This is a genomic window from Hamadaea tsunoensis DSM 44101 (genome assembly GCF_000428945.1).
Taxonomy (GTDB): Bacteria; Actinomycetota; Actinomycetes; order Mycobacteriales; family Micromonosporaceae; genus Hamadaea; species Hamadaea tsunoensis.
This window is the reverse complement of sequence record NZ_AUAX01000004.1, coordinates 419,625-442,528: the sequence shown is the minus strand read 5'-3', so window position 1 is coordinate 442,528 and position 22,904 is coordinate 419,625. Positions and strand designations below refer to the sequence as shown.

At 72.7% G+C, this 22,904-nt stretch carries 22 protein-coding genes; 13 read left to right on the top strand and 9 right to left on the bottom strand.

The window, feature by feature from the left end; translation table 11 throughout:
* Positions 1-33: 33 nt before the first annotated feature.
* Complete coding sequence (locus G401_RS0109640) at positions 34-1,890, bottom strand: beta-propeller domain-containing protein (protein WP_027342339.1); 1,857 nt, start codon at positions 1,888-1,890, stop codon at positions 34-36.
* A 46-nt stretch (positions 1,891-1,936) separates the two neighbouring features.
* Positions 1,937-3,064 carry a hypothetical protein gene (locus G401_RS0109635; RefSeq protein WP_027342338.1) on the bottom strand — a complete coding sequence of 376 codons (1,128 nt, stop codon included), beginning with the start codon at positions 3,062-3,064 and terminating at the stop codon, positions 1,937-1,939.
* Positions 3,065-3,173: 109 nt separating this feature from the next.
* Between G401_RS0109635 and G401_RS52530 the strand changes: the two genes are divergently transcribed.
* Positions 3,174-6,098: a BTAD domain-containing putative transcriptional regulator gene (locus G401_RS52530; protein WP_027342337.1), complete on the top strand. Its 2,925-nt coding sequence runs from the start codon at positions 3,174-3,176 to the stop codon at positions 6,096-6,098.
* A 33-nt stretch (positions 6,099-6,131) separates the two neighbouring features.
* Here G401_RS52530 and G401_RS0109625 read toward each other — a convergent pair whose 3' ends face one another.
* Positions 6,132-6,974, bottom strand: coding sequence for a hypothetical protein (locus G401_RS0109625; protein ID WP_027342336.1), 843 nt, complete (start codon positions 6,972-6,974; stop codon positions 6,132-6,134).
* A gap of 149 nt (positions 6,975-7,123) precedes the next feature.
* Here G401_RS0109625 and G401_RS0109620 point away from each other — a divergent pair, with 149 nt between their 5' ends.
* Both G401_RS0109620 and G401_RS0109615 read left to right on the top strand, forming a co-directional pair.
* Positions 7,124-7,969: a hypothetical protein gene (locus G401_RS0109620; RefSeq protein WP_027342335.1), complete on the top strand. Its 846-nt coding sequence runs from the start codon at positions 7,124-7,126 to the stop codon at positions 7,967-7,969.
* Positions 7,970-8,044: 75 nt separating this feature from the next.
* Positions 8,045-8,458 carry an acyl-CoA thioesterase gene (locus G401_RS0109615; protein WP_027342334.1) on the top strand — a complete coding sequence of 138 codons (414 nt, stop codon included), beginning with the start codon at positions 8,045-8,047 and terminating at the stop codon, positions 8,456-8,458.
* A gap of 22 nt (positions 8,459-8,480) precedes the next feature.
* Here G401_RS0109615 and G401_RS44605 read toward each other — a convergent pair whose 3' ends face one another.
* From G401_RS44605 to G401_RS0109600, 3 genes are all read right to left on the bottom strand, one after another.
* Positions 8,481-9,092, bottom strand: a complete 612-nt coding sequence (locus G401_RS44605; RefSeq protein WP_051366413.1) for a histidine phosphatase family protein — start codon at positions 9,090-9,092, stop codon at positions 8,481-8,483.
* A 173-nt stretch (positions 9,093-9,265) separates the two neighbouring features.
* A complete protein-coding gene (locus G401_RS0109605; protein WP_027342333.1) occupies positions 9,266-9,931 on the bottom strand; it encodes a response regulator in 666 nt (221 codons plus the stop codon).
* Entirely contained in the window at positions 9,928-11,052 is a 1,125-nt protein-coding gene (locus G401_RS0109600) for a sensor histidine kinase (RefSeq protein ID WP_051366412.1), read from the bottom strand. Before G401_RS0109600 ends, G401_RS0109605 begins: the two co-directional genes overlap by 4 nt.
* Positions 11,053-11,208: 156 nt before the next feature.
* Here G401_RS0109600 and G401_RS0109595 point away from each other — a divergent pair, with 156 nt between their 5' ends.
* Together G401_RS0109595 and G401_RS0109590 are read left to right on the top strand one after the other, a co-directional pair.
* A complete protein-coding gene (locus G401_RS0109595) occupies positions 11,209-11,640 on the top strand; it encodes a hypothetical protein (protein ID WP_157545526.1) in 432 nt (143 codons plus the stop codon).
* Complete coding sequence (locus G401_RS0109590) at positions 11,637-13,142, top strand: multicopper oxidase family protein (RefSeq protein ID WP_027342330.1); 1,506 nt, start codon at positions 11,637-11,639, stop codon at positions 13,140-13,142. Before G401_RS0109595 ends, G401_RS0109590 begins: the two co-directional genes overlap by 4 nt.
* A 39-nt stretch (positions 13,143-13,181) precedes the next feature.
* Here G401_RS0109590 and G401_RS0109585 read toward each other — a convergent pair whose 3' ends face one another.
* Complete coding sequence (locus G401_RS0109585) at positions 13,182-14,117, bottom strand: LysR family transcriptional regulator (RefSeq protein WP_027342329.1); 936 nt, start codon at positions 14,115-14,117, stop codon at positions 13,182-13,184.
* Positions 14,118-14,253: 136 nt separating this feature from the next.
* On the opposite strand from G401_RS0109585, the gene G401_RS0109580 reads away from it, so the two are divergent.
* Genes G401_RS0109580 through G401_RS0109570 form a run of 3 tightly spaced genes read left to right on the top strand, consistent with a single transcriptional unit; the run spans position 14,254 to position 17,602 of the window.
* Positions 14,254-14,919: a succinate dehydrogenase cytochrome b subunit gene (locus tag G401_RS0109580; protein WP_027342328.1), complete on the top strand. Its 666-nt coding sequence runs from the start codon at positions 14,254-14,256 to the stop codon at positions 14,917-14,919.
* 5 nt (positions 14,920-14,924) lie between these two features.
* Positions 14,925-16,859 carry a fumarate reductase/succinate dehydrogenase flavoprotein subunit gene (locus tag G401_RS0109575; RefSeq protein WP_027342327.1) on the top strand — a complete coding sequence of 645 codons (1,935 nt, stop codon included), beginning with the start codon at positions 14,925-14,927 and terminating at the stop codon, positions 16,857-16,859.
* Complete coding sequence (locus G401_RS0109570) at positions 16,856-17,602, top strand: succinate dehydrogenase/fumarate reductase iron-sulfur subunit (protein WP_027342326.1); 747 nt, start codon at positions 16,856-16,858, stop codon at positions 17,600-17,602. The genes G401_RS0109575 and G401_RS0109570 overlap by 4 nt, the downstream gene beginning before the upstream one ends.
* Positions 17,603-17,668: 66 nt before the next feature.
* Here the strand turns inward: G401_RS0109570 and G401_RS0109565 are convergent, their stop codons facing one another.
* Positions 17,669-18,796 carry an FAD-dependent oxidoreductase gene (locus G401_RS0109565; protein WP_322787721.1) on the bottom strand — a complete coding sequence of 376 codons (1,128 nt, stop codon included), beginning with the start codon at positions 18,794-18,796 and terminating at the stop codon, positions 17,669-17,671.
* Between the two features lie 322 nt (positions 18,797-19,118).
* Between G401_RS0109565 and G401_RS0109560 the strand changes: the two genes are divergently transcribed.
* The 5 genes from G401_RS0109560 to G401_RS0109540 all read left to right on the top strand — a co-directional run bounded on the left by G401_RS0109560 (position 19,119) and on the right by G401_RS0109540 (position 22,141).
* Positions 19,119-19,538 (top strand): organic hydroperoxide resistance protein, encoded by a 420-nt coding sequence (locus G401_RS0109560; RefSeq protein ID WP_027342324.1) that lies wholly within the window; start codon positions 19,119-19,121, stop codon positions 19,536-19,538.
* 65 nt (positions 19,539-19,603) lie between these two features.
* Positions 19,604-19,927 (top strand): PadR family transcriptional regulator, encoded by a 324-nt coding sequence (locus G401_RS0109555; protein ID WP_034591049.1) that lies wholly within the window; start codon positions 19,604-19,606, stop codon positions 19,925-19,927.
* Positions 19,924-20,679 carry a hypothetical protein gene (locus G401_RS0109550; RefSeq protein WP_157545524.1) on the top strand — a complete coding sequence of 252 codons (756 nt, stop codon included), beginning with the start codon at positions 19,924-19,926 and terminating at the stop codon, positions 20,677-20,679. Before G401_RS0109555 ends, G401_RS0109550 begins: the two co-directional genes overlap by 4 nt.
* Complete coding sequence (locus G401_RS52525; protein ID WP_169734167.1) at positions 20,676-21,206, top strand: PDDEXK family nuclease; 531 nt, start codon at positions 20,676-20,678, stop codon at positions 21,204-21,206. The genes G401_RS0109550 and G401_RS52525 overlap by 4 nt, the downstream gene beginning before the upstream one ends.
* A 17-nt stretch (positions 21,207-21,223) precedes the next feature.
* Positions 21,224-22,141, top strand: a complete 918-nt coding sequence (locus tag G401_RS0109540; RefSeq protein WP_027342320.1) for a serine/threonine dehydratase — start codon at positions 21,224-21,226, stop codon at positions 22,139-22,141.
* Positions 22,142-22,174: 33 nt separating this feature from the next.
* Here G401_RS0109540 and G401_RS0109535 read toward each other — a convergent pair whose 3' ends face one another.
* A complete protein-coding gene (locus G401_RS0109535) occupies positions 22,175-22,867 on the bottom strand; it encodes an NUDIX domain-containing protein (RefSeq protein ID WP_157545520.1) in 693 nt (230 codons plus the stop codon).
* Positions 22,868-22,904: the final 37 nt, after the last annotated feature.

Here is a 22,904-nt window from a genome sequence, read left to right as displayed (position 1 = left end):
GCAGTCACCACCCGAACGTTACTGGAGGGTCGCTCAACGGATCCAGGCGATCCGGCTTCCGGTGAGCGTACTGGCGAGCAGTCCGGAGCCGGAGACCGTCCAGAGCTCGTCGCCGACCACCAGGCTGCGCTGGATCTCGATCGGATACTGGCTGCTGGCGGGGTCCTCGTGCTTGATCCAGCCGAGCTTGGTCAGGCTGGTGGCGCCGACGCGTACCAGCAGGACGCCGCTGTCCGGGCCCGGCCGGCCCTCCTTCGTGTAGGTCGTCGCCGGGATCACGAGCAGGTGCGCGTCCGGCCAGTAGAGGAACGCGTGCGGGTCGTACTCCGCCCCGCTCCAGCCGAACCCGAGGGTCAGCTGCGCCAGCCGCGCGGGCTTGTCCGGGTCGGCGACGTCGAACAGGGAGATCTGCGTACCGGTGGCGACGCCCTTGTCCGTGGCGTCCTGGCCGATCCCGATGAGCCGGCCGCCGTCCACCGGATGCAGGTAGGAGCTGTAACCCGGGACCTTGAGCTCGCCCGCGACGGCCGGGTGCGCCGGATCGCGCAGGTCGATCGTGAACAGCGGGTCCGTACGCCGGAACGTCACCACGTACGCCTGCGGGCCGACGAAGCGTACGGCGTAGATCTGCTCGCCCTTGCCGAGTCCGCCGACGGTCCCCGCGATCTTCAGATTCCCGCCGTCCTGCTTCAACGTGTAGACGCTCGACGAGGAGCTGTTGCCGGTCCACGGCTGCCCGGTCGTCGCGGCGACCCGCAGGACCTGGTCGTACTCGCTGAGCGCGTACTGGTTGAGCAGCCAGCCCGGCACCGTGCCGGAGGCCGTGAACACCGGCTTGCGCCCGGTCACGTCGAACCGGTACAGCTCGGTGCGCGGCTGCGCCGACGCGCCGAGCCAGCGCTGGTCGTGCGCCAGGTAGAGGTTCGGCCCGCTGCCGTAGACGGTCTGCGCGTCGGCGAAGACCGAGGTCACCGCGCCGTCGCCGAGCCGGTCCGCGCCCAGGTCGAAGCTCAGGATGCTCACCAGCGAGGCGCCGCTGAACTTCGGCGGGTGGGTCACGTCCCCGCAGTCCGCCTTCCCGGTCACCCCGTCACTCGTGTACGCGGGCAGCCACGCCTCCAGCGGCGCCTTGTCGATGATCTTCCGGTTGGCCGCGATGAGCTGCTGGCGGCTGCCCTGGGCGTCCGGCTTGAAGACGATCCGGGGCGCGTTCTTGACGACGATCCGGGCCGTCGACCCGATCTGCCGGGCGTCCACCATGGACGCCTCGATCCGGTAGGTCGACAGGACGGTCGGCGTACCGGTGAGGGAGATGAGCTGCACGACGGTGTCGCGCAGGAAGTAGGGCCGCTTGACCATCGGCACGTCGACCAGGTTCGGCACCTCGGAGTCACCGCCGATGGCGAGCACATGGTCGCCGCTGAGCAGCAGCTGATCGGCGTTGTACGCCAGCGGCAGCGACCCGGTCTCGGCGTGCGTCCGCGGATCGATCACCCGCAGGCGGCCCTTGTTCGCCACGACGATCCGGCGCCCGTCGGTCTTGACCAGGTCGGGCTCGTCGACGCCGGCCTCGTTCACGTTCGTCCCCGAGTACGCGACGTCGCCCCCGGGCGCCGCCCCGGGCACGGCCGCCAGGTCGGTGGTCTTCCCCGCCCCGTTCAGGGTCCGGTAGGTGAGCGTCTGATCGCCGAGGCCCCACGGCTGGACGCTCGCCTTCGCGGCCGACCGGACATCATCGACGAGCTGCTCACACGAGTCGTACGCGACCAGGCGCAGTTCCGGCGCGGGACCGGCGGGGGCGGCGGGTGCCGCGGGTGGGACGGTCTCGGGACCGCAGCCGGCCAGCAGGAGGCCGCCGAGCAGCACAGGAACGAGCAGACGTCGGGTCATGACCGCCTTCGACGCGCGCGTCCGCCCGCTGGTTCCCCGGCGGTTCTCAGGCGGAGGGGGCCGGGGTGCCGAGCCGGGAGACCGCGGCGATCAGCTGGCTGACCTGCTCGGCGAGCTGCGCTGCCTGAGCCTGGGCGGCCGTGGCGTCGCGGCGGGCCACCTCCGCGTCGCGGTGGGCGGCGTCGCGTTCCGCCGTCGCGGCGGCGAGGTGCGTGCCGGCCGTGGCCAGCTGCGCCGCCAGCATGGCGGCCTTCTCCTCGGCCGCCGACGCGGCTGCCCGGGCCGTGCCCAGCTCCGTCTCGGCGACGGCGAGGCGTCCGGTCACCCGGGACAGCTCGGCCACGGCGCGCTCGGTCTCCACCGTGGAACGCTGGAGCCCGGCCTGCGCCTCGGTCGCCTGTTCGCGGGCCGTACGCGCTTCCTCGCGGGCCCGGTCGCGTTCGCGTACGGACTCCTCGCGCAGGGCGTGCGCGGCGGCGACGGCGGCGTCGGCCTCCCGCCGGGCGGCGGCCACGTCGGCGGCGGCCCGGGCCACGGCGGCGGTCAGCTCCGCCCGGGCGGCGGCCGCCTCATCGGTCGCCTCCCGGGCCGCACCGCGCGCCGTCTCCGCCTCGGTACGCGCCGCGGCGGCCTCGGTCCGGGCGGCGCTCACCCGTTCGTTCGCGTCCGCGTCGGCGGTGGCCACATCCGCGGCGGCCTGGGCGATCGCGGCGTCGCGTTGGGACAGTGCCTCGGCGGCCGCCGTCTCGGCCTGCCGCCGGGCCGCCTCCGCCGCGGCCGTCGCGGACTGCGCCTGCGCGCGTACCGCCTGGGTCTCGGTGTGGGCGGCGGTGACCTCCGCGCGGGCCGCGGCGATGTCGGCGGCGGTGGCCGCGCGGACCTCGGCGAGCTGGCGTTCGACGCCGGCGGGGGAGAGCTCGGCCTCCAGCGCCTCGGTCAGGGTCTCCACGACCTGGTCGAGCCGGTCGGCGATCTCGAAGGCCTTGGCCACCTGCCCGGCGAGGCCCGGCGTGTTGCGGTGGCGCATGCGCGCGTTGCGCGAGGCGCGCTGGCACTCGCCGTCGTTGTCGCGGCAGTAGCGAAACGGCCGCCCGGCGCCCGCCCGTTGCGGAACCGGCTTGCCGCAGTGCAGGCAGGGCTTGGTCTCGACGGAGGTCTCGCTCGGGCCGGTCACGGGATCACCTTAGCGGTGGCGCGAACACCGCCCCGGCATGGCACGCGCCGGGCTGTCGGTTTTCGGGGGATGTCTTGCCGTATGCGAGTGGCGGGCGCAACCTCGATCCGTGGAAGACGCCGCGCACGAGAGCATTCGGGCGGCGGAACTGGTCGTCGCCGCCGCCGGCTACGGAAAGACCACATTGCTGCGCCGCCGCCATCCCGGGCCGGACGTGGCCTGGTGCACCGGCGCGCAGTTGGCCGCCGGGGACGTCGCCGTCGGCGCCGGGACGCGTACGGTCGTGGTCGACGATCTGCCGCCGCTGACCGGGCCGGCGCTCGCCCGCCTGATCGCCGCGCTGCCGCCGGTCCGCGTCGTGCTCGCCGGCCGCACGCCCGTCGCCGGCGTACGGCTGCCGGTCACCGGGCCCGCCGCGCTCGCGCTGTCGGCCGGGCGGACCGCCGCGCTGCTCGCCGACCACGGCCTGCCCGACCCCGATCTCGCCGACGCGGTCCTGCGGGCCACCGGCGGCTGGCCCGCGCTGGTCCGGCTGAGCGCCGACGCCTGCGCCGCCTGGGATCCCGACCCCGATCTCCTGGTACGCCAGCTCGCCGATCCCGGTGGAGCGCTGGCCGCGTACGTGACGGCGGAAGTGCTCGGGCCGCTGCCGCCACAGGTGCGGTCGCTGCTGGCCGATCTGGTGGACGCCGGGCCGATCGGGCCCGGCCTCGGCGCCGCCCTCGGTCACCCGGCCGCGCCCGGGATCCTGCGCGGTCTGGAAGAGGTGGGCGTCATCGTGGCCGGGGCCGTGGTGCCGGTGGTCGCCGAGATCGTCCGCCGGGGCGTACCGGCCGGGCACCGCCGCCGGGTCGCCGCGGCCGCCGCCGACTACTTCACCCTCGCCGGGCCGCCCATCGCCGCCGTACGCGGATACGCCGCCGCCGACCTCGACGAGCGGGCCGCAGCGATCCTCGACACCGACGGGCCGGCCCTCCTCGCGGCCGGGTACGCGGCCGACATCGTGGCCGTCCTCGACCGCCTGCCCCGCAAGGAGCTGGACCGGTCCCGGCTGCTCCTGCTCGGCGACGCGCTGCGCGTACGCGGACAGGTGCTGCCGGCCGAACACGCGTACGCGGCGGTCGAGGGGCCGGTCGACGCGGGGCTGGCCTGGCGGCGCGGGCTGGTCTGGTACCTGCGCGGCGATGCCCGGCGGGCCCTGGCGACCTTCGGCACGTGCGCGGACACCGGGTCCGGGGCGGACGGTGCGCTGCTCGCGGCGTGGACGGCCGCCGCCCGGTTGCAGCTGGGCGAACTCGAGGAGGCCACCGTCACCGCCCGGCGGGCCGTCGCCCTGGCGAGTGCGGCCGGCGACGACGTCGCGCTGGCGACCGCGTACGTGAGCCTGGCCCTGTGCTCCGAAGTGGCCGGACCGGCGCCGGAGACGGAGGAACTGCTCGTGCAGGCGCTCGCGATCGCCGAACGCTGCGGTGAGGTGGTCCTGCGGGCCCGCATCCTGGTCACCCACACGTACCGGCTGCTGCGGGAGGCGCGGTACGCCGAGGCGCTCGACGCGGCCCGCGACAGCGAGCGGTGCGCGACCGCGGCCGGGCACGCGAACCTGCGCTCGATCGCGCTGTGCAACGAGGGCGACGCGCTGACGATGACGGGCGCCTACGACGCGGCCGTCGCGCAGTACGAGCGGGCGCTGGCGTCGTGCCGCCGCATGGGGTCGCGCCGGTCGGCCGCCGCCCAGCTGGGACTCGGCGAGGTGAGCCGGCGGCGGGGCTGGACCGAACAGGCCCGGGCGGCGTACGAGCAGGCCGCCCAGCTGGCCGAGGAGGCGGGCAACCACCAGGTGCTCGTCGACGCGTACGCCGGACTGGCCCGGACCCTGGCCGCCGAGGACCAGGCCGCCGCGGCGAAGGCCGCCGACCGCTGCGCCTCGCTGGCCCCGGCGGCGACCGGGGTGCTGCTCGCCCGGGGCTGGATCGAACTGCACTGCGGCGAAGGCCGGGCCGCGGCTGGGTACGCCGACGACGCCGCGGCCGCCGCCCGGACGGCCGCCGACCGGGCCGGGCTCGCCGAGGCGCTCGAACTGCGGGCGGCCGCCGACACCGACCCGGCCCGGCGGCGTGCCGCGCTCCGGGAGGCGTACGCGATCTGGGCCGCCGCGGGCGCCGCCGTCGAGGCCGCCCGGATCGCCTGCCGCCTCGGTACGCTGCCCGCCGCCGACACCGACGACCGGCTGAACGCCCTGCTGGGAGCCGAGACGCTGACGGCCGCCGGGGTGAGCGTCCCGACAGGACGGACCGGCGACGGTGCGGCGGTCGCCCTGCACGCGTTCGGCCGTTTCGAGGTCGTGGTCGCCGGCGCGTCCGTCCCACCTGGACAGTGGAAGTCCCGCAAGGCCCGCGACCTGCTCGGCATGCTCGTCGCCCGTCGGGGCCGCCCGGTGCCGCGGGAGGAACTGTGCGAGCTGCTCTGGCCCGGCGACGATGCGGGCCCGACCGGCCACCGGCTGTCCGTGCTGCTCTCGATCGTGCGGGCGGTCCTCGATCCCGAGCGCGTGCTGCCGGCCGACCACTACGTCGTCGCCGACCTGGCGAGCGTGGCCCTCGACACGACCCGGGTCGGCATCGACGTCGAGGAGTTCCTGGCCGACGTCGGGCACGCCCGCCGGCTGCGGGACCGGGGCGCGGTCGCCCAGGCGTACGCGCTGCTCGCCGCGGCCGACCGGCGGTACCGCGGTGAGGTGTTCGCCGACGACCCGTACGCCGACTGGGCCGCCGCGCTGCGCGAAGAGGCCCGCACGGCGTACCTGGGGGCGCTGCGGATGCTGGCCCAGACGAGCCGGGCGCTCGGCGACCCCGCGTCGGCGGTGGGGTACCTGCTGCGGCTGCTGGCCGTCGACCCGTACGACGAAGGCGGCCACCAGGCACTCGTCGAGGCCCGGACCGCGGGCGGCCAGCACGGGGAGGCCCGCCGGGCGTACGCGCGCTACCGGGCCGCGATGGCCGAGATCGGCGTACGCCCGGCCTACACCCTGCCCTGACCCACCTCTGCCTTTCGCTGGAGTCCAGCGGGGTCAGTACCAGGAGCCGATGGTGGCCGCGTAGGTGGTGACGGTGTAGTCGTCGCCGGTGAGGCCGACCACCGTCGTCTCCAGCCGGCTCGCACTCGCCCAGGCGCCGGCGACGTCGGTGGCCGGGTCGAGCCCGTCGAGGAACGCGGTCGCGCTCCCCTCGACCAGGCCGCCCGCGCCGAACGTCCACCGGCCGTGGTCGAAGAGGATGTAGTCCGGCAGCGGCGCGTACGCCTCCTTCGGCGACCCCGGCCCGGCTCCGGACACCCCGTGCGTACGCTCGTACCGGTCCATCCGGCCGGCGCACACCCCGTAGACGACGAGGCCGCCGATGCCCGGCGGGGTACCGGCCGTGTGCACGGTGACGCCGGTGAGGCCCGCGTCCGGCACGACTTCGTCCGCGTAGGTGGCCGCGTCGGCGTTCGGCAGCAGGAAACCGTTGCCGTACAGGACCGTCGCGGTCGGGCACGAGGCCGTCACCGTGTAGCCGGCGCCGATCGCCGCGACGCGTACCGGGGCGAGGCCGCTTTCCGGCAGGCAGACCGCGTACGCGACCAGTCCCCAGGGACCCTTGTGCCCGGGCCGGGCGACCGCGTACGCGGTGACCGAACGCAGGGCGGGGTCGGGCATGATCCCGGTCAGCACCACGCCGCCGAAGCCGTCGACGACCCGGCCGCCGGAACCGAAGACGACCGTCCCGGCGGGACAGTCGACCCGGACGCTTTTCGCCGTCGCCACCGACACCGCGGTGGCCGCGGCGTACCGCCCCGGTGTCGCCGGGGCGTCGAGGGGAGCGGCTCCGCCGGCCGCCAGCGCCGTAATGATCATCAGATGTGTGAGACCCATGCCGCCAGTCTTGGCCGGGGTGTCACGGTCGCGTCATGCCCGCGTCAGCCCGGCCGGGTACGCCGCGCGCTGACGTAGCGCGGAGGCCGGTCCGGAGTCTCGACGGCAGACGCCACCGTCCACGGTGGCCGACGAAGGGACGAGGTCCCGTGAAATCCATCCTCAAACTGGCTCTCTGTGCCGGCCTCGTGGCCGCCGCGGCGCTGGTCGGCCCGGCCGCTCCGGCCCACGCCAGCCTGGGCCTGTACCGGGTGCACAACATCAGCGCCAACGACTCGCTGTCATCGAAGTCGATCACGGTGAGCTGCAACCCCGGCGACAAGCTGACCACGGTCGGCGGAGCGGTCACCGGCAACGGCGACGTCCTGCTCACCAAGGCGTACGCCGACACGGCCACCGGCGCGACCGCCACGGCGTTCGGCATCGAGGCGATCTCGACGACGGCCAACTGGACCGTCGAGGTCTACGGAGTGTGCGCACCCGCCGGTACGCTGTCCGGCCTGACGATCGTGCAGGCGACCCTCGGGCCGGACCCGAACTACAAGACCCCGGTCGCGACCTGCCCGACGGGCAAGTACACGGTCGGCGGCGGCTACTTCCTGGACAGTGCCAACGGCCAGGTGGCCATCGACGAGCTGCGGTTCACCAGCGCGCTCAACCAGGTCTCGGCCACGGCGTACAACTACGGCACGCCCGGGAACTACTCGTTCTCGGTGCAGGCGATGTGCGCGTACAGCCCGGGGTCGATGGCGTACACGTCGTTCCCGAGCGCGAACAACTCCGTGACGCCCAAGACCGAGGACACCTCGATGTGCGGCGGCACCACGCCGGAGCTGTCGGGCGCGGGCGGGGCGATCACGTACGCGCTCGGCGGGGTGTCGCTGGCCACGGTCAACCCCAAGCTCAACGTGGGTACGGCCGAGGTGACGGCCCGCGAGATCGGACCGTTCGGCAGTTCCTGGGAGGTCGAGGTCATGGGGATCTGCATCTCCTGACCCGCACCAGACGAGCGGGCGTGCCGTAGGGCGCGCCCGCTCGTACCGTCATACCCCTCTGGGTAACGTGGGCGCGTGTTCACCGTGCGGATCGTGGTGCGAGGGTACGAACTCGACACCCAGGGGCATCTCAACCAGGCCGTCTACCTCCAGTACGCCGAGCATGCCCGCTGGGAAGCGCTGCGTGCGGCGGGGCTGCCCCAGGACAAGCTGATCGCCGCGGGGGTCGGGCCGGTCGCGCTGGAGGTCACCATCCGCTACCTGCGCGAACTGCGGGGCGGCGACGAGGTCGACGTGTCGCTGAAGTTCCTCTGGGGCGAGGGCAAGACGTTCCGGATCGAGCAGCGCTACACGAAGGCGGACGGGACGGTGGTCGCCGAGCTGGCCAGCGTCGGCGGGCTGCTCGACCTGGAGACCCGGCGGCTGGTCAGCGATCCCGCCGCGCGGTTCCGCGAGCTGTCCACCGACCACGCCCTCCTGGACCTGTGACCGCCGTCGGTTCCTGCTCCGATCAGCAGTCGCTCTTCGTCACGTGTACGGACTTGGTGGTCGTCGTGCCCGTGATGGTCAGGCTCAGGGTCCAGCCCGCCGGCAGCACGTACTCCCAGCCCTCGCGCCACTTGAACGGGGCGTCCACCAGATCCTCCAGGCGGGCGCCCTGCAGCAGCACGTTGAGCGCGTGCCGGGTGGCCGAATGTCCGATCAGGACGATCCGCTCGCCGTCGTGCTTCAACGCCAGCTCCCGCAGCAGGTCCGCCGTCTGCGTGACGACCTCGCGGTAGCTCTGGCCGCCCGGGAACGGCGTGTCGATCCGGGCGGACCGCTCAGCTTCGAGGCGGCTGACCGGCATCCCGTTCCAGTCGCCGTAGTTCACCTCGCGGAGCCGGGCGTCGGTGTGGATCGGAATGCCGCTGCCGTCGAAGGCGATCTCCGCGGTCTCGACAGCGCGGCGCAGGTCGGAGGCGTACACGGCCACGGTTCCGTCGTCGCGGTGGCGCCGGCCGAGGTCGGCGGCGAACCGGCGGCCGGTCTCGGAGAGCTCGCCGGGCAGCCAGCCGGTGGCGTGGCCGGACTCGTTGTCGGTGGTGATCGAGTGGGTCTCGTAGACCAGGTCCACTGCCATCGGCCGAGCATAGCCACGTCCACCTGAGCCGCAGCGCCGATCTTGCGCGAATGTACCGGCATTCCGCGCATTCCCGACGAAATTCGAGACATTCGCGCAAGATCGTCGGGAAGGTGGGGGTGCAAGTCGGACAGTCGCGACAAGAGCTGGAACGTGCGACGGCGGCGGTCGTGTCAGGTGCGGTCGGGCGGGAGGACCAGGCCGGATTCGTAGGCGAAGACCACGAGTTGCGCACGGTCGCGGGCGTGGAGCTTGGTCATCGCCCGGCTGATGTGGGTCTTCGCCGTGGCCAGGCTGATCACCGCGGTCTCGGCGATCTCCTCGTTGGACAGCCCGCGCGCGGCCAGCGCCACCACCTCCCGCTCGCGGTGGGTCAGCACGCCGAGCGCGTCCGCGACCGCGCCGCGCGGCCGGCGTGCCACGAACTCGCCGATCAGCCGGCGGGTGATCGCCGGGGACAGCAGCGCGTCGCCGCGCGCGGCGACGCGGATGCCGTGGAGCAGGTCCGCCGGGTCGGTGTCCTTCACCAGGAACCCCGCGGCGCCCGCGCGCAGCGCGTCGTAGACGTACTCGTCCAGGCCGTAGTTCGTCAGGATCACCACGTGTACGCCGGCCAGCCGCTCGTCCCCGCTGATCAGTCTGGTCGCCTCGATCCCGTCCAGGCCGGGCATCTGGATGTCGAGCAGGACCACGTCCGGCCGGTACGCGACGGCCAGCTCGACCGCTTCGCCGCCGTGGGTACCTTCGGCGACGACCTCGATGTCGTCCTCTTCGGCCAGGAGTGCCCGGAAACCGGCGCGGATGAGGGCCTGGTCGTCGACGATCAGTACCTTGATCATGAGGTTGCTCCGGTGGCGGGGAGGGGCAGCGGCAACACGGCGTGCACGGCGAAGCCGCCGCCGGACATCGGCCCGGTCGCGAGCGAGCCGCCGAGCGCGGTCACGCGTTCGCGCATCCCGGACAGGCCGACGCCGGGGACGACCGGGTCCGCGGCCGATCCCGTGTCCTGCACGCGTACGCCGAGCTGGTGATCTTCGTAGTGCAGCTCGACCGAGGCGGCGGCCGGGCCGGCGTGGCGGGCGGTGTTGGTCAGCGCCTCCTGGATGATCCGGTACGCGGCCTGGTCCACCGCGGCGGGCAGGGTCCGGGCGGCACCGTGGACGGTGAGCTGGACGGGCAGGCCGCCGCGGCGGGCGCCGGCCACGAGCGCGTCGAGCCGCTGGAGGGCGCTCGGGTGATCGTCGCGCAGGACCTCCAGGGTGGCGCGCAGTTCGCGCATGGCGTCGCCGCTGGCCTCCTGGATGGCGAGGAGCGCTTCGGGGACGGGCTGGTCGTGCTTGCGGGCCAGGTGGACGGCGACCCCGGCCTGCACCTTGATGATCGAGATGCTGTGGGTCAGCGAGTCGTGCAGCTCGCGGGCGATGCGCAGGCGTTCGGCGTCGGCCCGGCGGCGCGCGGTCTCCTCGCGGGTCCGCTCGGCGAACTCGGCCCGGCGCCGTTCGGCCTCGACGGTGGCCTCGCGCTGGCGGGCGAACTCGGCGGTCAGCCCGGCCGCGACCATCCAGCCGGCGAGCAGGAACCAGCCCTGGAACACGTCCGGCGCGGGGGCGCTGCGGCCGGTGGCCATCAGCTGACCGGCGAACCCGACCGCCACGGTGATGACGATGGCCAGGACCGAGGCGGCGCGATGGCGCTGCTTCACGGCCGCGTACAGGGCGAACATCATCGGCACCGCGGGCACGACGCCCGGGTAGCCGCGGTCGATGTAGACGACGACCGCCACCGTGGTGACGGCCAGCACGGGCACCGGCGCCCGCCACCGGAAGGCGATCGCGAGGGCGGCGAGGGCGAGCAGCGCGTACGCGAGCCCGTCCAGCGGTACGCGGCCGGGCGGGGCCGCCAGCGCCCCGGCGTACGCGAGCCCGCCCACTGCGGCGGAGATGGCCAGCTGTCTGCGCATACGCCGACGGTAGAGGAACGGTCGGCGGGTCCGCGTCGGGCCACCGGCGTACCGGGGGAGTACGTCCGGGACGGTACGCGTACTGCGCTGGGAGCAGGCGCGATTGCCTTCGCCGGCACGACGACACCGGGCGGCGTACGCGGCATCGTGCCTGGCATGAGACGTGTGTCCTTCGTGCTGAACCGCGTGACCGCCACGACCTTGGTGGTCCTCGCCGCCGGGCAGGCGGCGCTGGCGGGCAGCTTCCTCGACGGCAACTACAACATGATCAGGGTCCACATGATCGGTGCGATGGCCATGCTGGCGGTCTCGCTGATCCAGCTGGTCGTGGTGATCTTCGCCCGGCGGGCCGGGGCGCCGCGCTCGATCCTCGTTCCGGGGATCGTGATGCCGTTCGTCATCGCCCTGCAGGCGTTCCTCGGCGGCTCGCGCATCCTCAGCGTGCACGTCCTGCTCGGCACGCTGCTGGTGTTCGGCCTGGCCCAGGGGGCGCGGATGGCGTTCAGCCGTCCGGTGCGCGCCGCCTCGCCCGGTCCTGAGTCGGCCGTCACGGCCGGTGCGGACGTTGTGACGGGGGAGGCGGCGTGAACCGGCGGAACCTCCTGCGGGCCGGCGTCGGCCTGGCGGGCGCGGCGGTTCTCGGCACCGGCCTCTACGAGCTGCTCAAGCCGGGCAGCCAGACCGGGCAGCTGCTGGGCAGCGAGGCGCCGATCCCGCCCGCGTTCCAGGTCCCGCTGCCGATCCCGGCCGTGCTGACGCCGTCGCGTACGGACGGGACGACCGACTACTACGAGATCACCCAGGGCATCTCCACCCTGTCCGTCCTGCCGGGACTGAAGACCCCGGCGTGGACCTACAACGGCACCTTCCCGGGCCCGACGATCGTCTCCCGCTCCGGCCGCAAGACCGTGGTCAAGCACACCAACCAGCTGCCTGAGGCGTCCGTGGTCCACCTGCACGGCGGTCACACGCCCGCCGACAGCGACGGCTACCCGATCGACCTGGTCATGCCCGTCTCCGGGCACGACATGGCGTCCATGTCCGGGATGAACACCATGCAGCGCGACGTCTCGCAGGGTTCCCGGGAGTACGCGTACCCGTTCGACCAGCCGGCGGCCACGCTCTGGTACCACGACCACCGGATGGGCGCGACCGCCCCGAACGTGTGGAAGGGCCTCGCCGGCTTCCATCTCGTACGCGACGACGAGTCCGACGCCCTGCCGCTGCCGCGCGGGGACCGGGACATCCCGCTCATGCTGGCCGACCGGTCGTTCGCGGCCGACGGCTCGTTCCTGTACAAGGCGCTGATGCCGGGTGTCCTCGGGGACGTGCAGCTGGTCAACGGGGCGCCCTGGCCGGTGCTGGCGGTGGATCCGGCGCGTTACCGGCTGCGGCTGCTCAACGCGGCCAACGCCCGCCGCTACCGGCTCGAACTCGATCCGCAGCCGCCGGGCGGGGACGCCTTCGTGCAGATCGCCGCGGACGGCGGCCTGCTCGCCCGGCCGGTCGGCCACGATGCGGTCCAGCTTGCTCCGGGGGAGCGGTTCGAGGTGGTCGTCGACTTCGCGAAGTACAAGCCCGGCACCCGCGTACGCCTCGTCAACACGTTCGCGTCCGGCCGGATGCGGGAGGTCATGCGCTTCGACGTGACGGGCTCGGATCGCGGCGACGACTCGTCGGTGCCCGCGACGCTCGCCGAGATCCCGGTGCTGGACCCGGCGAAGGCCGTCGCGACGCGGACGTTCCGGTTCCACCAGACGCCCGGCGGGACCTGGACGGTCAACGACCTGGAGTACAAGCCGGGCCGGGCGCTCGCGACGCCGAAGCTGGGCAGCATCGAGGTGTGGCGGTTCGTGACCGACTACCACCACCCGATCCACCTGCACCTCAACCATTTCCAGGTGCTGTCGCGCAACCTGTTCGAGCCGGGGGCGTACGACGCCGGGTGGAAGGACACCATCGACCTGCGGCCGGCCGAGGGCGCCGAGATCGTCACCCGGTTCACCGACTACGCGGGGGCGTTCCTGCTGCACTGCCACAACCTCGAACACGAGGACATGGCGATGATGGCGGACTTCCAGACGTCATGAGCGCTCGTGGCGGGATGGCCGTTCCTGGCGCGGCCGGGCTCAGAGCGGGTCGACGCCGGGCGGCAGCGTGCTCCACGCGGCCGCCTCGGTCAGGTACGCGAGCAGCGTGTCGCGCAGCGCCCGGGCGGCGTGGGTCGGGGTCACGTCCCGGCGGTGGGCGAGCGCCACCGTCCGGTACACGGCCGGCCGGGCCAGCGGAGTGATCCGCAGCCGCGTACGCCCGGCGACCGCCATCGACGGCACGAGGGCGACGCCGAGGCCGGCCTCGACGAACGCGAGGACGGCGTCCATCTCGCCGCCCTCGACGGCGTACGTGGGGGTGAACCCGGCCCGCTCGCAGGCGGCGACGGTCGCGTCGCGCAGGTCGTAGCCGTGCCGGAACATGACCATCGGCTGGTCGCGCAGCTCGGTGATGCGCAACTGCGGCTGCTCGGTCGGCGGGGGCATGCTCAGCGAGGACGCGCACACCAGGCTCTCCCGCAGGATCGGCTCGGTACGCAGACTCGGGTCGGTCCCGCGTTCGGGCAGCACGATCACGGCCAGGTCGAGCTGCCCGGCGACGAGGTGCCGGACGAGGTCCTGCGAGCCGGACTCCTCGATGTGCAGCCGCACCCGCGGGTACGCGTCGGCGTACCGGCGCAGGACGGGGGCCAGCAGGCTGACCGACAGCGACGGCGTGGACCCGAGCCGCAGCCGGCCGGCCCGCAACCCGACCAGCTCCTGGACCTCGACGCGGGCGGTGTCGGCGTCGGCGACGATCCGGCGGGCCAGGGGCAGCAGCGCCTCGCCGGCCGGGGTGAGCGCCACCGCCCCCCGCGTACGCGTGAACAGCTCCGCCCCGAGGTCCGCTTCGAGGGCGTGAATCTGCTTACTCAGTGACGGTTGGGTCACACCGATCAGTTCGGCCGCATGGGTGAAATGCCGGGTATCAGCCACTGCGACGAAGTAACGGAGCTGTTGGAGCTGCACGACGATAGTCTACGGCTATCGAAAATGAGTCCATCATGCATTGGACGGCCCGTTCAGATGGCTCCTAGCGTCACCTGATGTGGCAGTAGCGTCTCCTCCTCGTCCCGTCGCACCGCCGACCGGCGTACCGGCCCGGCCCACCGTGCGGCGCGCGTCCGTCGGCCTGAAGATGATCATGGCGGCCAGCGGCGGCCTGCTCGTGGCCTTCCTCTTCGTGCACATGCTGGGCAACCTCAAGATCTTCGTCGGCGCCGAGGCGTTCGACCACTACGCCCACTGGCTGCGGACCATCGGCAACCCGGTGCTGCCCAACGAGTGGTACCTGTGGATCCAGCGGGCCGTCCTGACCGTGGCGGTCGTCGCGCACATCTGGTCGGCGGCCGTGCTCACGATCCGCGCCCGCAAGGCCCGCCCGGTCCGCTACGCCCACCGCCCGAAGGTGCGCGGCAGCTACGCGGCCCGGACGATGCGCTGGGGCGGGGTCATCGTGCTGCTGTTCATCATCTGGCACATCCTCGACCTGACCACCCGGACGGTGAACCCGGTCTCGGACACCACGCAGGCGTACGCCGCGGTGACCCAGGACTTCGCGCCGAGCCGCTGGTGGGTCACGGCCTTCTACGTCCTCGCGATGGTGCTCATCGGCTTCCACCTGCGGCACGGCCTCTGGTCGGCGCTGCAGACGCTGGGCGTGAGCAACGCCCGCCGCCAGCGCGCCCTCAAGGCGGCCGCGCTCGTGGTGTCGGTGGTCATCAGCGGGGGCTTCCTCATCGTGCCGCTCGGCGTGACCTTCGGATTGGTGGGCTGACAGTTATGGAGTTCTACACGGACGGCGAACCGATCCGCGACACCAAGGCCCCGGAAGGCCCCATCGCGGAGCGCTGGGACACCCGCCGCTTCTCGGCCAAGCTGGTCAACCCGGCCAACAAGCGCAAGCTGACCGTCATCGTGGTCGGCACCGGCCTGGCCGGCGGCTCGGCCGCGGCGACCCTGGGCGAACTCGGCTACCACGTCAAGAGCTACTGCTACCAGGACTCGCCCCGGCGCGCGCACTCGATCGCCGCGCAGGGCGGCATCAACGCCGCCAAGAACTACCGCAACGACGGCGACTCGATCCACCGGCTGTTCTACGACACCGTCAAGGGCGGCGACTTTCGCTCCCGCGAGTCCAACGTGCACCGGCTGGCCCAGATCTCCGTCGAGATCATCGACCAGTGCGTCGCGCAGGGCGTACCGTTCGCCCGCGAATACGGCGGCCTGCTCGACACCCGGTCGTTCGGCGGCGCCCAGGTGTCGCGCACCTTCTACGCCCGGGGGCAGACGGGTCAGCAGCTGCTGCTGGGCGCGTACCAGGCGCTGGAGCGCCAGATCGCGGCCGGCACCGTGGAGATGAACACCCGGCACGAGATGCTGGAGCTCATCGTCTCCGACGGCAAGGCCCGCGGCATCGTCGTCCGCGACCTCGTCACCGGCGAGATCACCACCGAGTACGCGGACGCGGTCGTGCTCGCGTCGGGCGGCTACGGCAACGTGTTCTTCCTGTCGACGAACGCCAAGGGCTGCAACGTGACGGCCTCCTGGCGGGCGCACCGCAAGGGCGCCCTGTTCGCGAACCCGTGCTACACGCAGATCCACCCGACATGCATCCCGGTCTCCGGCGACCACCAGTCGAAGCTGACCCTGATGTCGGAGTCGCTGCGCAACGACGGCCGGGTCTGGGTGCCGAAGGCCAAGGGCGACCAGCGCAACCCGGCCGAGATCCCCGAGGACGAGCGCGACTACTACCTGGAGCGCATCTACCCGGCGTTCGGCAACCTGGTACCCCGCGACATCGCCTCGCGGGCCGCGAAGAACGTCTGCGACGAGGGGCGCGGTGTCGGCCCCGGCGGGCTGGGCGTCTACCTCGACTTCGCCGACGCGATCCGCCGCCTCGGCCAGGCCGCCGTCGAGGAGAAGTACGGCAACCTCTTCGAGATGTACCAGCGCATCACCGGCGAGGACCCGTACGCGACGCCGATGCGCATCTACCCCGCCGTGCACTACACGATGGGCGGCCTGTGGGTCGACTACGACCTCCAGTCGACGATCCCGGGCCTGTTCGTGGTCGGCGAGGCCAACTTCTCCGACCACGGCGCGAACCGGCTCGGCGCCTCCGCCCTCATGCAGGGCCTGGCCGACGGCTACTTCGTGCTGCCCAGCACCATCGGCGACTACCTGGCCGCCGGGCCGTTCCCGAAGCTCGACGCCGAGCACCCCGACGTGGTGGCCGCGCGCCGGCAGGTCGAGGACCGCATCACCCGGCTCCTGGCGATCGACGGGGACCGGACCGTCGACTCCTTCCACCGCGAACTCGGCCACATCATGTGGGAGTACTGCGGGATGGAGCGTACGGACGAGGGTCTGCGCAAGGCGATCTCCCTCATCCGCGACCTCAAGGACGAGTTCTGGCGGCGGGTCAAGGTCCCGGGCGAAGGCGAAGGCCTGAACCAGGCCCTGGAGCGGGCCGGCCGGGTCGCCGACTTCTTCGAGCTCGCCGAGCTGATGTGCATCGACGCCTTGCACCGCACCGAATCCTGCGGCGGGCACTTCCGCGCCGAGAGCCAGGACGCCGACGGCGAGGCCCAGCGCGACGACGAGCACTTCTCCTACGTCGCGGCGTGGGAGTGGGGCGGCGGCGACCGGCCGGTGCTGCACAAGGAAGACCTCGTCTTCGAGTACGTCCACCCGAGCACCCGGAGTTACAAGTGAAGCTCAAGCTGCGTATCTGGCGTCAGAACGGTCCGCAGGACGCCGGGAGCATGGTCCCGTACGACCTCGACGACGTGTCGCCGGACATGTCGTTCCTGGAGATGCTCGACGTCCTCAACGAGCGGCTCACCCTCGACGGGCAGGAGCCGGTCGCGTTCGACCACGACTGCCGCGAGGGCATCTGCGGCATGTGCTCCCTGGTGATCAACGGTACGCCGCACGGCCCGCAGAAGGCGACGACGACCTGCCAGCTGCACATGCGGCACTTCTCCGACGGCGAGACGATCGACATCGAGCCGTGGCGCGCCCGGGCCTTCCCGGTCGTCAAGGACCTCGTGGTGGACCGCGGCGCGTTCGACCGGATCATCCAGGCCGGCGGCTACATCAGCGCGCCGACCGGTTCCGCGCCCGACGCGCACGCCGTCCCGGTGCCGAAGCCCGACGCGGACGAGGCGTTCGAGGCGGCGACCTGCATCGGTTGCGGTGCCTGCGTCGCGGCCTGCCCCAACGGTTCCGGCATGCTGTTCACCGCCGCGAAGATCACGCACCTCGGCCTGATGCCGCAGGGGCAGCCGGAACGGGACTCGCGCGTCCTCGGGATGGTGCACCAGCACGACGAGGAGGGCTTCGGCGGCTGCACCAACACCGGCGAATGCACGGCGGTGTGCCCGAAGGGGATCCCGCTGGCCGCGATCTCCCGGCTCAACGCCGACTTCCGGCACGCCCTCAAGGCGTCGTCCTAAGCACGTAGTCCGGGCGGTCTTCCCTGTCGGGAAGGCCGCCCGTCGTGTCTGCCGCGTCGTTCGCGGTCAGGCGTTCGCGCCGGTGAAGAACTCGATCAGCCCGTAGGGCGCCCGGTCGCCGAGGCACAGGTCCACGATCTCGTGCGCGTCCACGGCCTCCGCGGCGCTCCGCGGGAACATCTTCTCCTCGTACGCGGCCAGGGCGGCCTCGACGTCGTCCGGTTGGGCGGCGATCGCCAGGCCGAGCTCCGCGCCGTCCAGCATCGCGAGGTTCGCGCCCTCGCCCGACGGCGGCATCAGGTGCGCGGCGTCCCCGAGCAGGGTCACTCCGGGTACGCGTGCCCACCGGTGCCCGTCCGGCAGCGCGTAGATCATGCGGGCGACCGGGACGGTGTCGGACTCGGTGATCAGCGCGGTCAGCTCCGGGGCCCAGCCGTCGAACTCGGCCGCCACCCGGTCCGCCGCGCCGGGACGGGCGAAGTCGATCCCGTCGACCCACTCCGTGGACCGGTTGAGCTGGACGTAGGTGTGCAGGACGCCGCCCGCCTCCCGGTGCGCGGTGATGCCCTGGCCGGGGGTGGGCGCGTACATGGCGCCGACACCGACGGCCGCGGCCGCGGCGGGGTGGCGCTCGTCCACGTCGTACAGGTAGGTCTCGACGAAGGTCGTCCCGGAGTACTCAGGCTTCGCATCCGACAGCAGCGGACGGATCTTCGACCAGGCACCGTCGGCGCCGACGAGGATCTCGGCGGTCGCGCGCGTTCCGTCCGCGAACGTGAGCTCGTGCCGGCCGCCGCCGAGCGCCGTGACGTCGGTGATCTTCCGCCCCCACTGGACGGTCCCGGCGGGCAGCGAGTCCAGGAGGATGCGCCGCAGATCGCCGCGCAGCACCTCCGGCCGGGCGCCGGTGCCGTCGTCGGGCTGGTCGAGGAGCACCTTCCCGGCCGGGTCGAGCGCCCGGGCCGCCTCCGCGCCCGCGTGGATGATCGCGTGGAAGGCGTCGGTGAGCCCGGCCGCCGCCAGCGCCACCTGGCCGTTGTGCTCGTGGATGTCGAGCTGGCCGCCCTGCGTACGGGCATCGGGGGAGACATCCGCCTCGTAGACCGTCGCCGGGATGCCGTGCACATGCAGGACCCGGGCCAGGGTGAGCCCGCCGAGGCCCGCACCCACGATCGTCACCGGTGTCGTCATCATGATCCCTACCTATCCGTCTCGAACTGCTGGAACAACGTTCCATGCCAAGCTTGGAACGGCGTTCCACGGATGTCAAGGCGGTCGCGGAGTGAGCTGGCAGACCCTGGCTTCTTCCTTCATACCTAGCGTCCTAGGACGCGTTACGCGATGTGACCGGCTATCCGGGTCATGGGGGAGTGCTCTTCAAGCTTTCATGAGGAGTGCCTTCGGCACCGATTACCAGAAGCCCCCTTGTTGATCTTCATTCGATACCGAGTGCATCCCGCCACATCGGGCCGCAGGGAATGGTTGTGCACAACCGAAATGGGTTAGCGTTTCGGGCATGAAGACTCTCTACACTGCCGAAGCCGTCGCCACCGGCGATGGACGCAACGGCCACGCGCGTACCTCGGACGGCATCTTGGATCTCGACCTGGCCGTGCCGAAGGAGATGGGCGGCGCCGGCGGGGCGGCCAACCCCGAGCTGCTGTTCGCAGCCGGGTACGCGGCCTGCCTGCACAGTGCCCTCAAGGCGGTCGCCCGGCTGGGCAAGGTGCAGCTGCCGGAGACGACGGTGACGGCCCGCGTGTCGATCGGCGGGATCGGGGACGGTCGCTACGGCCTGGCCGTCGAGCTGCTGGTACGCCTGCCCGGCATGCCCGCCGACGACGCCGAGCGGCTGGTGGCGCGGGCGCACGAGGTGTGCCCGTATTCGAACGCGACCCGGGGCAACATCGAGGTCTCGCTGGTGACCGAGGTCTGACGCCGGACTCCTTGACCCTGCTACTACGCCGTGCGTAGCATCGGCGTACGTAGTAGGGAGGCGTGATGACCGGTCTGCCGGGCTTCGGCCGGTTCTCGGAGCCGGCGTTGTTGATCCTGATCAGCCTCGCGAGCGGTCCCAAGCACGGGTACGCGATGCAGGACGACATCGCCGCCGTCGGCGGTACGCGGCCGGGCCCGGGGACGCTGTACGGGGCGATCGGCCGGCTGGAGGAGCTGGGGTTCATCGAGGCGCTGCCGGAGGTGGAGCGCCGCAAGCCGTACGGGATCACGCAGGCCGGCCGGGATGCGCTGGCCGCCGAGCTGGCGCGGATGCGTTCGATGGCGTCGACCGGTTTGTCGCGGCTGGGGCGGGTGGCGCTGTCGTGAGTGTCCGGATTCCGGGTGTGCTGGTGGCCGGTGTGGTGGCCGTCTATCCCCGGCGTGTCCGCGACCGCTACGGCGAGGAGATCGCCGGTCTGCTCGCCGTGTCCCGGCGGCCGGTCCGTGACGCGGTCGATGTGCTGGCGCGGGCGCTGGTGGAGCGTACGCGTTCGGTGGAGGGTGTGTTGCTGGCCGCGTTGCTGGCGGCGCCGGTGCTGGCGAGTGCGGTCGGTGAGGCGATGCGGCTGGCGCGGCCGCGGCGGTTGAGCGGTGGCGGTCTGCCGGTGGCGGTGGTGTTGCTGGCGTTCGCGGTGCTGGTGGCGGGTGCGCTGGCGGGGCATGTGCTGGGGCGGGCGCGGGCGTTGGCGCCGTGGGCGGTGCCGGGGTTGCTGGCGGTGGTGCTGGCTTTGCACAACGCGGCGGTCTATGTGGGGCGGCCGCCGCTGGCGTTGTTGTGGTTGCTGGGTGTGGTGGGGGTCGTCGCGGTGGCGGGGCGCTGGGGTCCGGCGGTGGCGACGCGGGTCTGTCTGGGGGCCGCGGTGCTGGTGTGGCATGTACGCGTGCTGCCGGGGTTGCGTTCGGACGGTGGTTGGCTCGGTTATGTGCGGGCGATGCTGCTGGTGGCGCCGGCGGGGTTGAACCGGGGCGCGGTGGCGGTGGCGACGACGGCGAGTGCGGTGTTGATGGTGTTCGCGACGGCGTTGGGGTTGGCGTTCCTGTGGTCGGTGGGCCGGTTGCCGCGGGTGGTGGCCGGGTGAGGGCGAGTCCGTTGCTGACGGTGGGGCGGGCGCCGGCCGGGTGGACGGTCGCGTACGCGGAGTCGTTGCCGGTGACCGGTTACCGCTATGAGGTGTGCGACGGTGCGTTGTCGTTGTCGCCCCCGCCGCCGTCGTGGGCGGATCGGTTGGCCGAGCGGCTGGTGAAGGTGTTCGAGGCGGGTTTGTGGCCGGCGTTGGCGGGTGCGGGGATCGCGTTCGGTCCGCGTACGGGGGTGGTGGCGGACGTGCTGGCGTTCCTGTCGCCGCCGGTGGCGGGCCGGTTGTTTCATCGGCCGGCGTCGGTGGCCGCGGTGGTGCGGATCGGTGCCGTCGATCCGGATCCGCATCTTCTGCGGTACGCGCGGGCGGGTATCGCGGAGTTCTGGCGGGTGGATCCGGATCCGGTGGATCGGGCGGCGGCGACGGTGACGGTGCATCGGCTGGCGGCGCGGCCGGAGGGTCCGGTGTATCTGGTGGAGCGGGTGCGGGGTCTGGCGGATCTGGAGCGCGACGGCGTCGGGGCGTGACCGGCTAGGCTGGCTCGGTGTTGACCTTTGCCGACGTCGAGGCGGCCGCGACCCGGATTTCCGGGCGTGTACGCCGGACCCCTGTTCTCCCCGCCGCCGACGGTGTGTGGTTCAAGCTGGAGTTTTTGCAGCATACGGGTTCGTTCAAGGCGCGGGGTGCGTTGAACAACGTGCTGGCGGCCGCGGAGCGGGGTGAGTTACCCGCGGCCGGGGTGATCGCGGCGTCGGGTGGTAATGCCGGTATCGCGGTGGCGTGGGCGGCGGCGCAGGTGGGTGTGCCGGCGGAGATCCATGTTCCGGTGACCGCTCCGGCGGTGAAGGTGGCCCGGTTGAAGGCTCTGGGTGCGACGGTGGTGCAGACCGGCACCGAGTACGCGCAGTCGTGGGCGGCGTCGGTGGAGCGGGCGCGGGTGACCGGGGCGTATCAGTGTCATGCGTACGATCAGGTGCCGATGGTGGCGGGTGCGGGGACGGTCGCGCTGGAGCTGGTCGCGGATGTCGAGGTCGACACCGTTCTGGTGGCGGTCGGCGGCGGTGGGCTGATCGGTGGGATCGCGGCGGCGTTGGAGCCCACGGGTGTGCGGGTGGTCTCGGTCGAGCCGCGGACGGCGTCGGCGATGCATTCGGCGTTGGCGGCCGGTGAGGTCGTTCCGGTTTCGGTGAGCGGGGTGGCGGCGGATTCGCTGGGGGCGCCGTCGGTGGGCCGGATCGCGTTCGATGTTGCGTCGCGTACGCGGATGGGTGCGGTGCTGGTGTCCGATGAGGACATTCTGGCGGCGCGGCGGCGGTTGTGGGACGAGTGGCGGATCGTGACGGAGACGGGTGCGGCGGCGGCGTACGCGGCGTTGTCGGGTGGGGCGTATGTGCCGGCGGACGGTGAGCGGGTGGCGGTCGTGCTGTGCGGGGCGAACACCAACCCGGCCGATCTCGCCTGAGTCGCTCGGTCCCTGAGCCCCGGGGCCGGACAGTCACAGGTTGCCGAACACCCGGGTCCGGTCGAGGATTCCGTCGACGAATCCGGCGCGCGTGTACGTCGCGGTGTCGTGGCCGCGTACCTGGTGGAGGTCGGGGTCGGCGGGGAGCAGGACGTCGCGGAGGTAGACCCAGATGACCTGGGTGGCGATGGTGTCGTCGGCGTCGACGTGCACGTGCAGGGTGGTCCCGTCGTAGTCGGCTGTTCCGGCGGGTTTGCCGTCGAGGGTCACCGTCGTGGTGTCGAAGGCGATGTGCGGCAGGTGCAGGTCGGCGCCGCGGGCGAACAGGGCGGTGACCGAGGCGGGGGCGAGCCGGGCGAGGGCCTGGGTACGCGTCGTCCAGGTGTACCGGTCGTGTTCGTGGTCGAGGACGACCGGGGTGGTGGCGGTGATCTCGCAGGCGAACGCGGCCCATGGGCCGGACAGGTCGACGGGGCGGATCTCGACGCCGGTGAGGCCTGCTTCCTCGCCGAGTTCGCGCAGGGCGCCGGTGAGGATGGGTTCGCCGGGCAGGCGGGCGCCGGACGGGGAGGTCCACGCCCAGTCGCCTTCGTAGTCGGGGCCGTGGTGGTGGCGGTGCAGGAGGAGGTATTCGGGGCCGTCGGGGCCGGGGCGGCGGGTGACGACTCCCGCGCCGCGGGGGTGGTCGTCGGCGATCGGCAGTCCGTCCCAGGTCGTTTCCGGCATGTGCGCCAGGCTAGCGGTCCGGGTGCCGTGAAGGGTG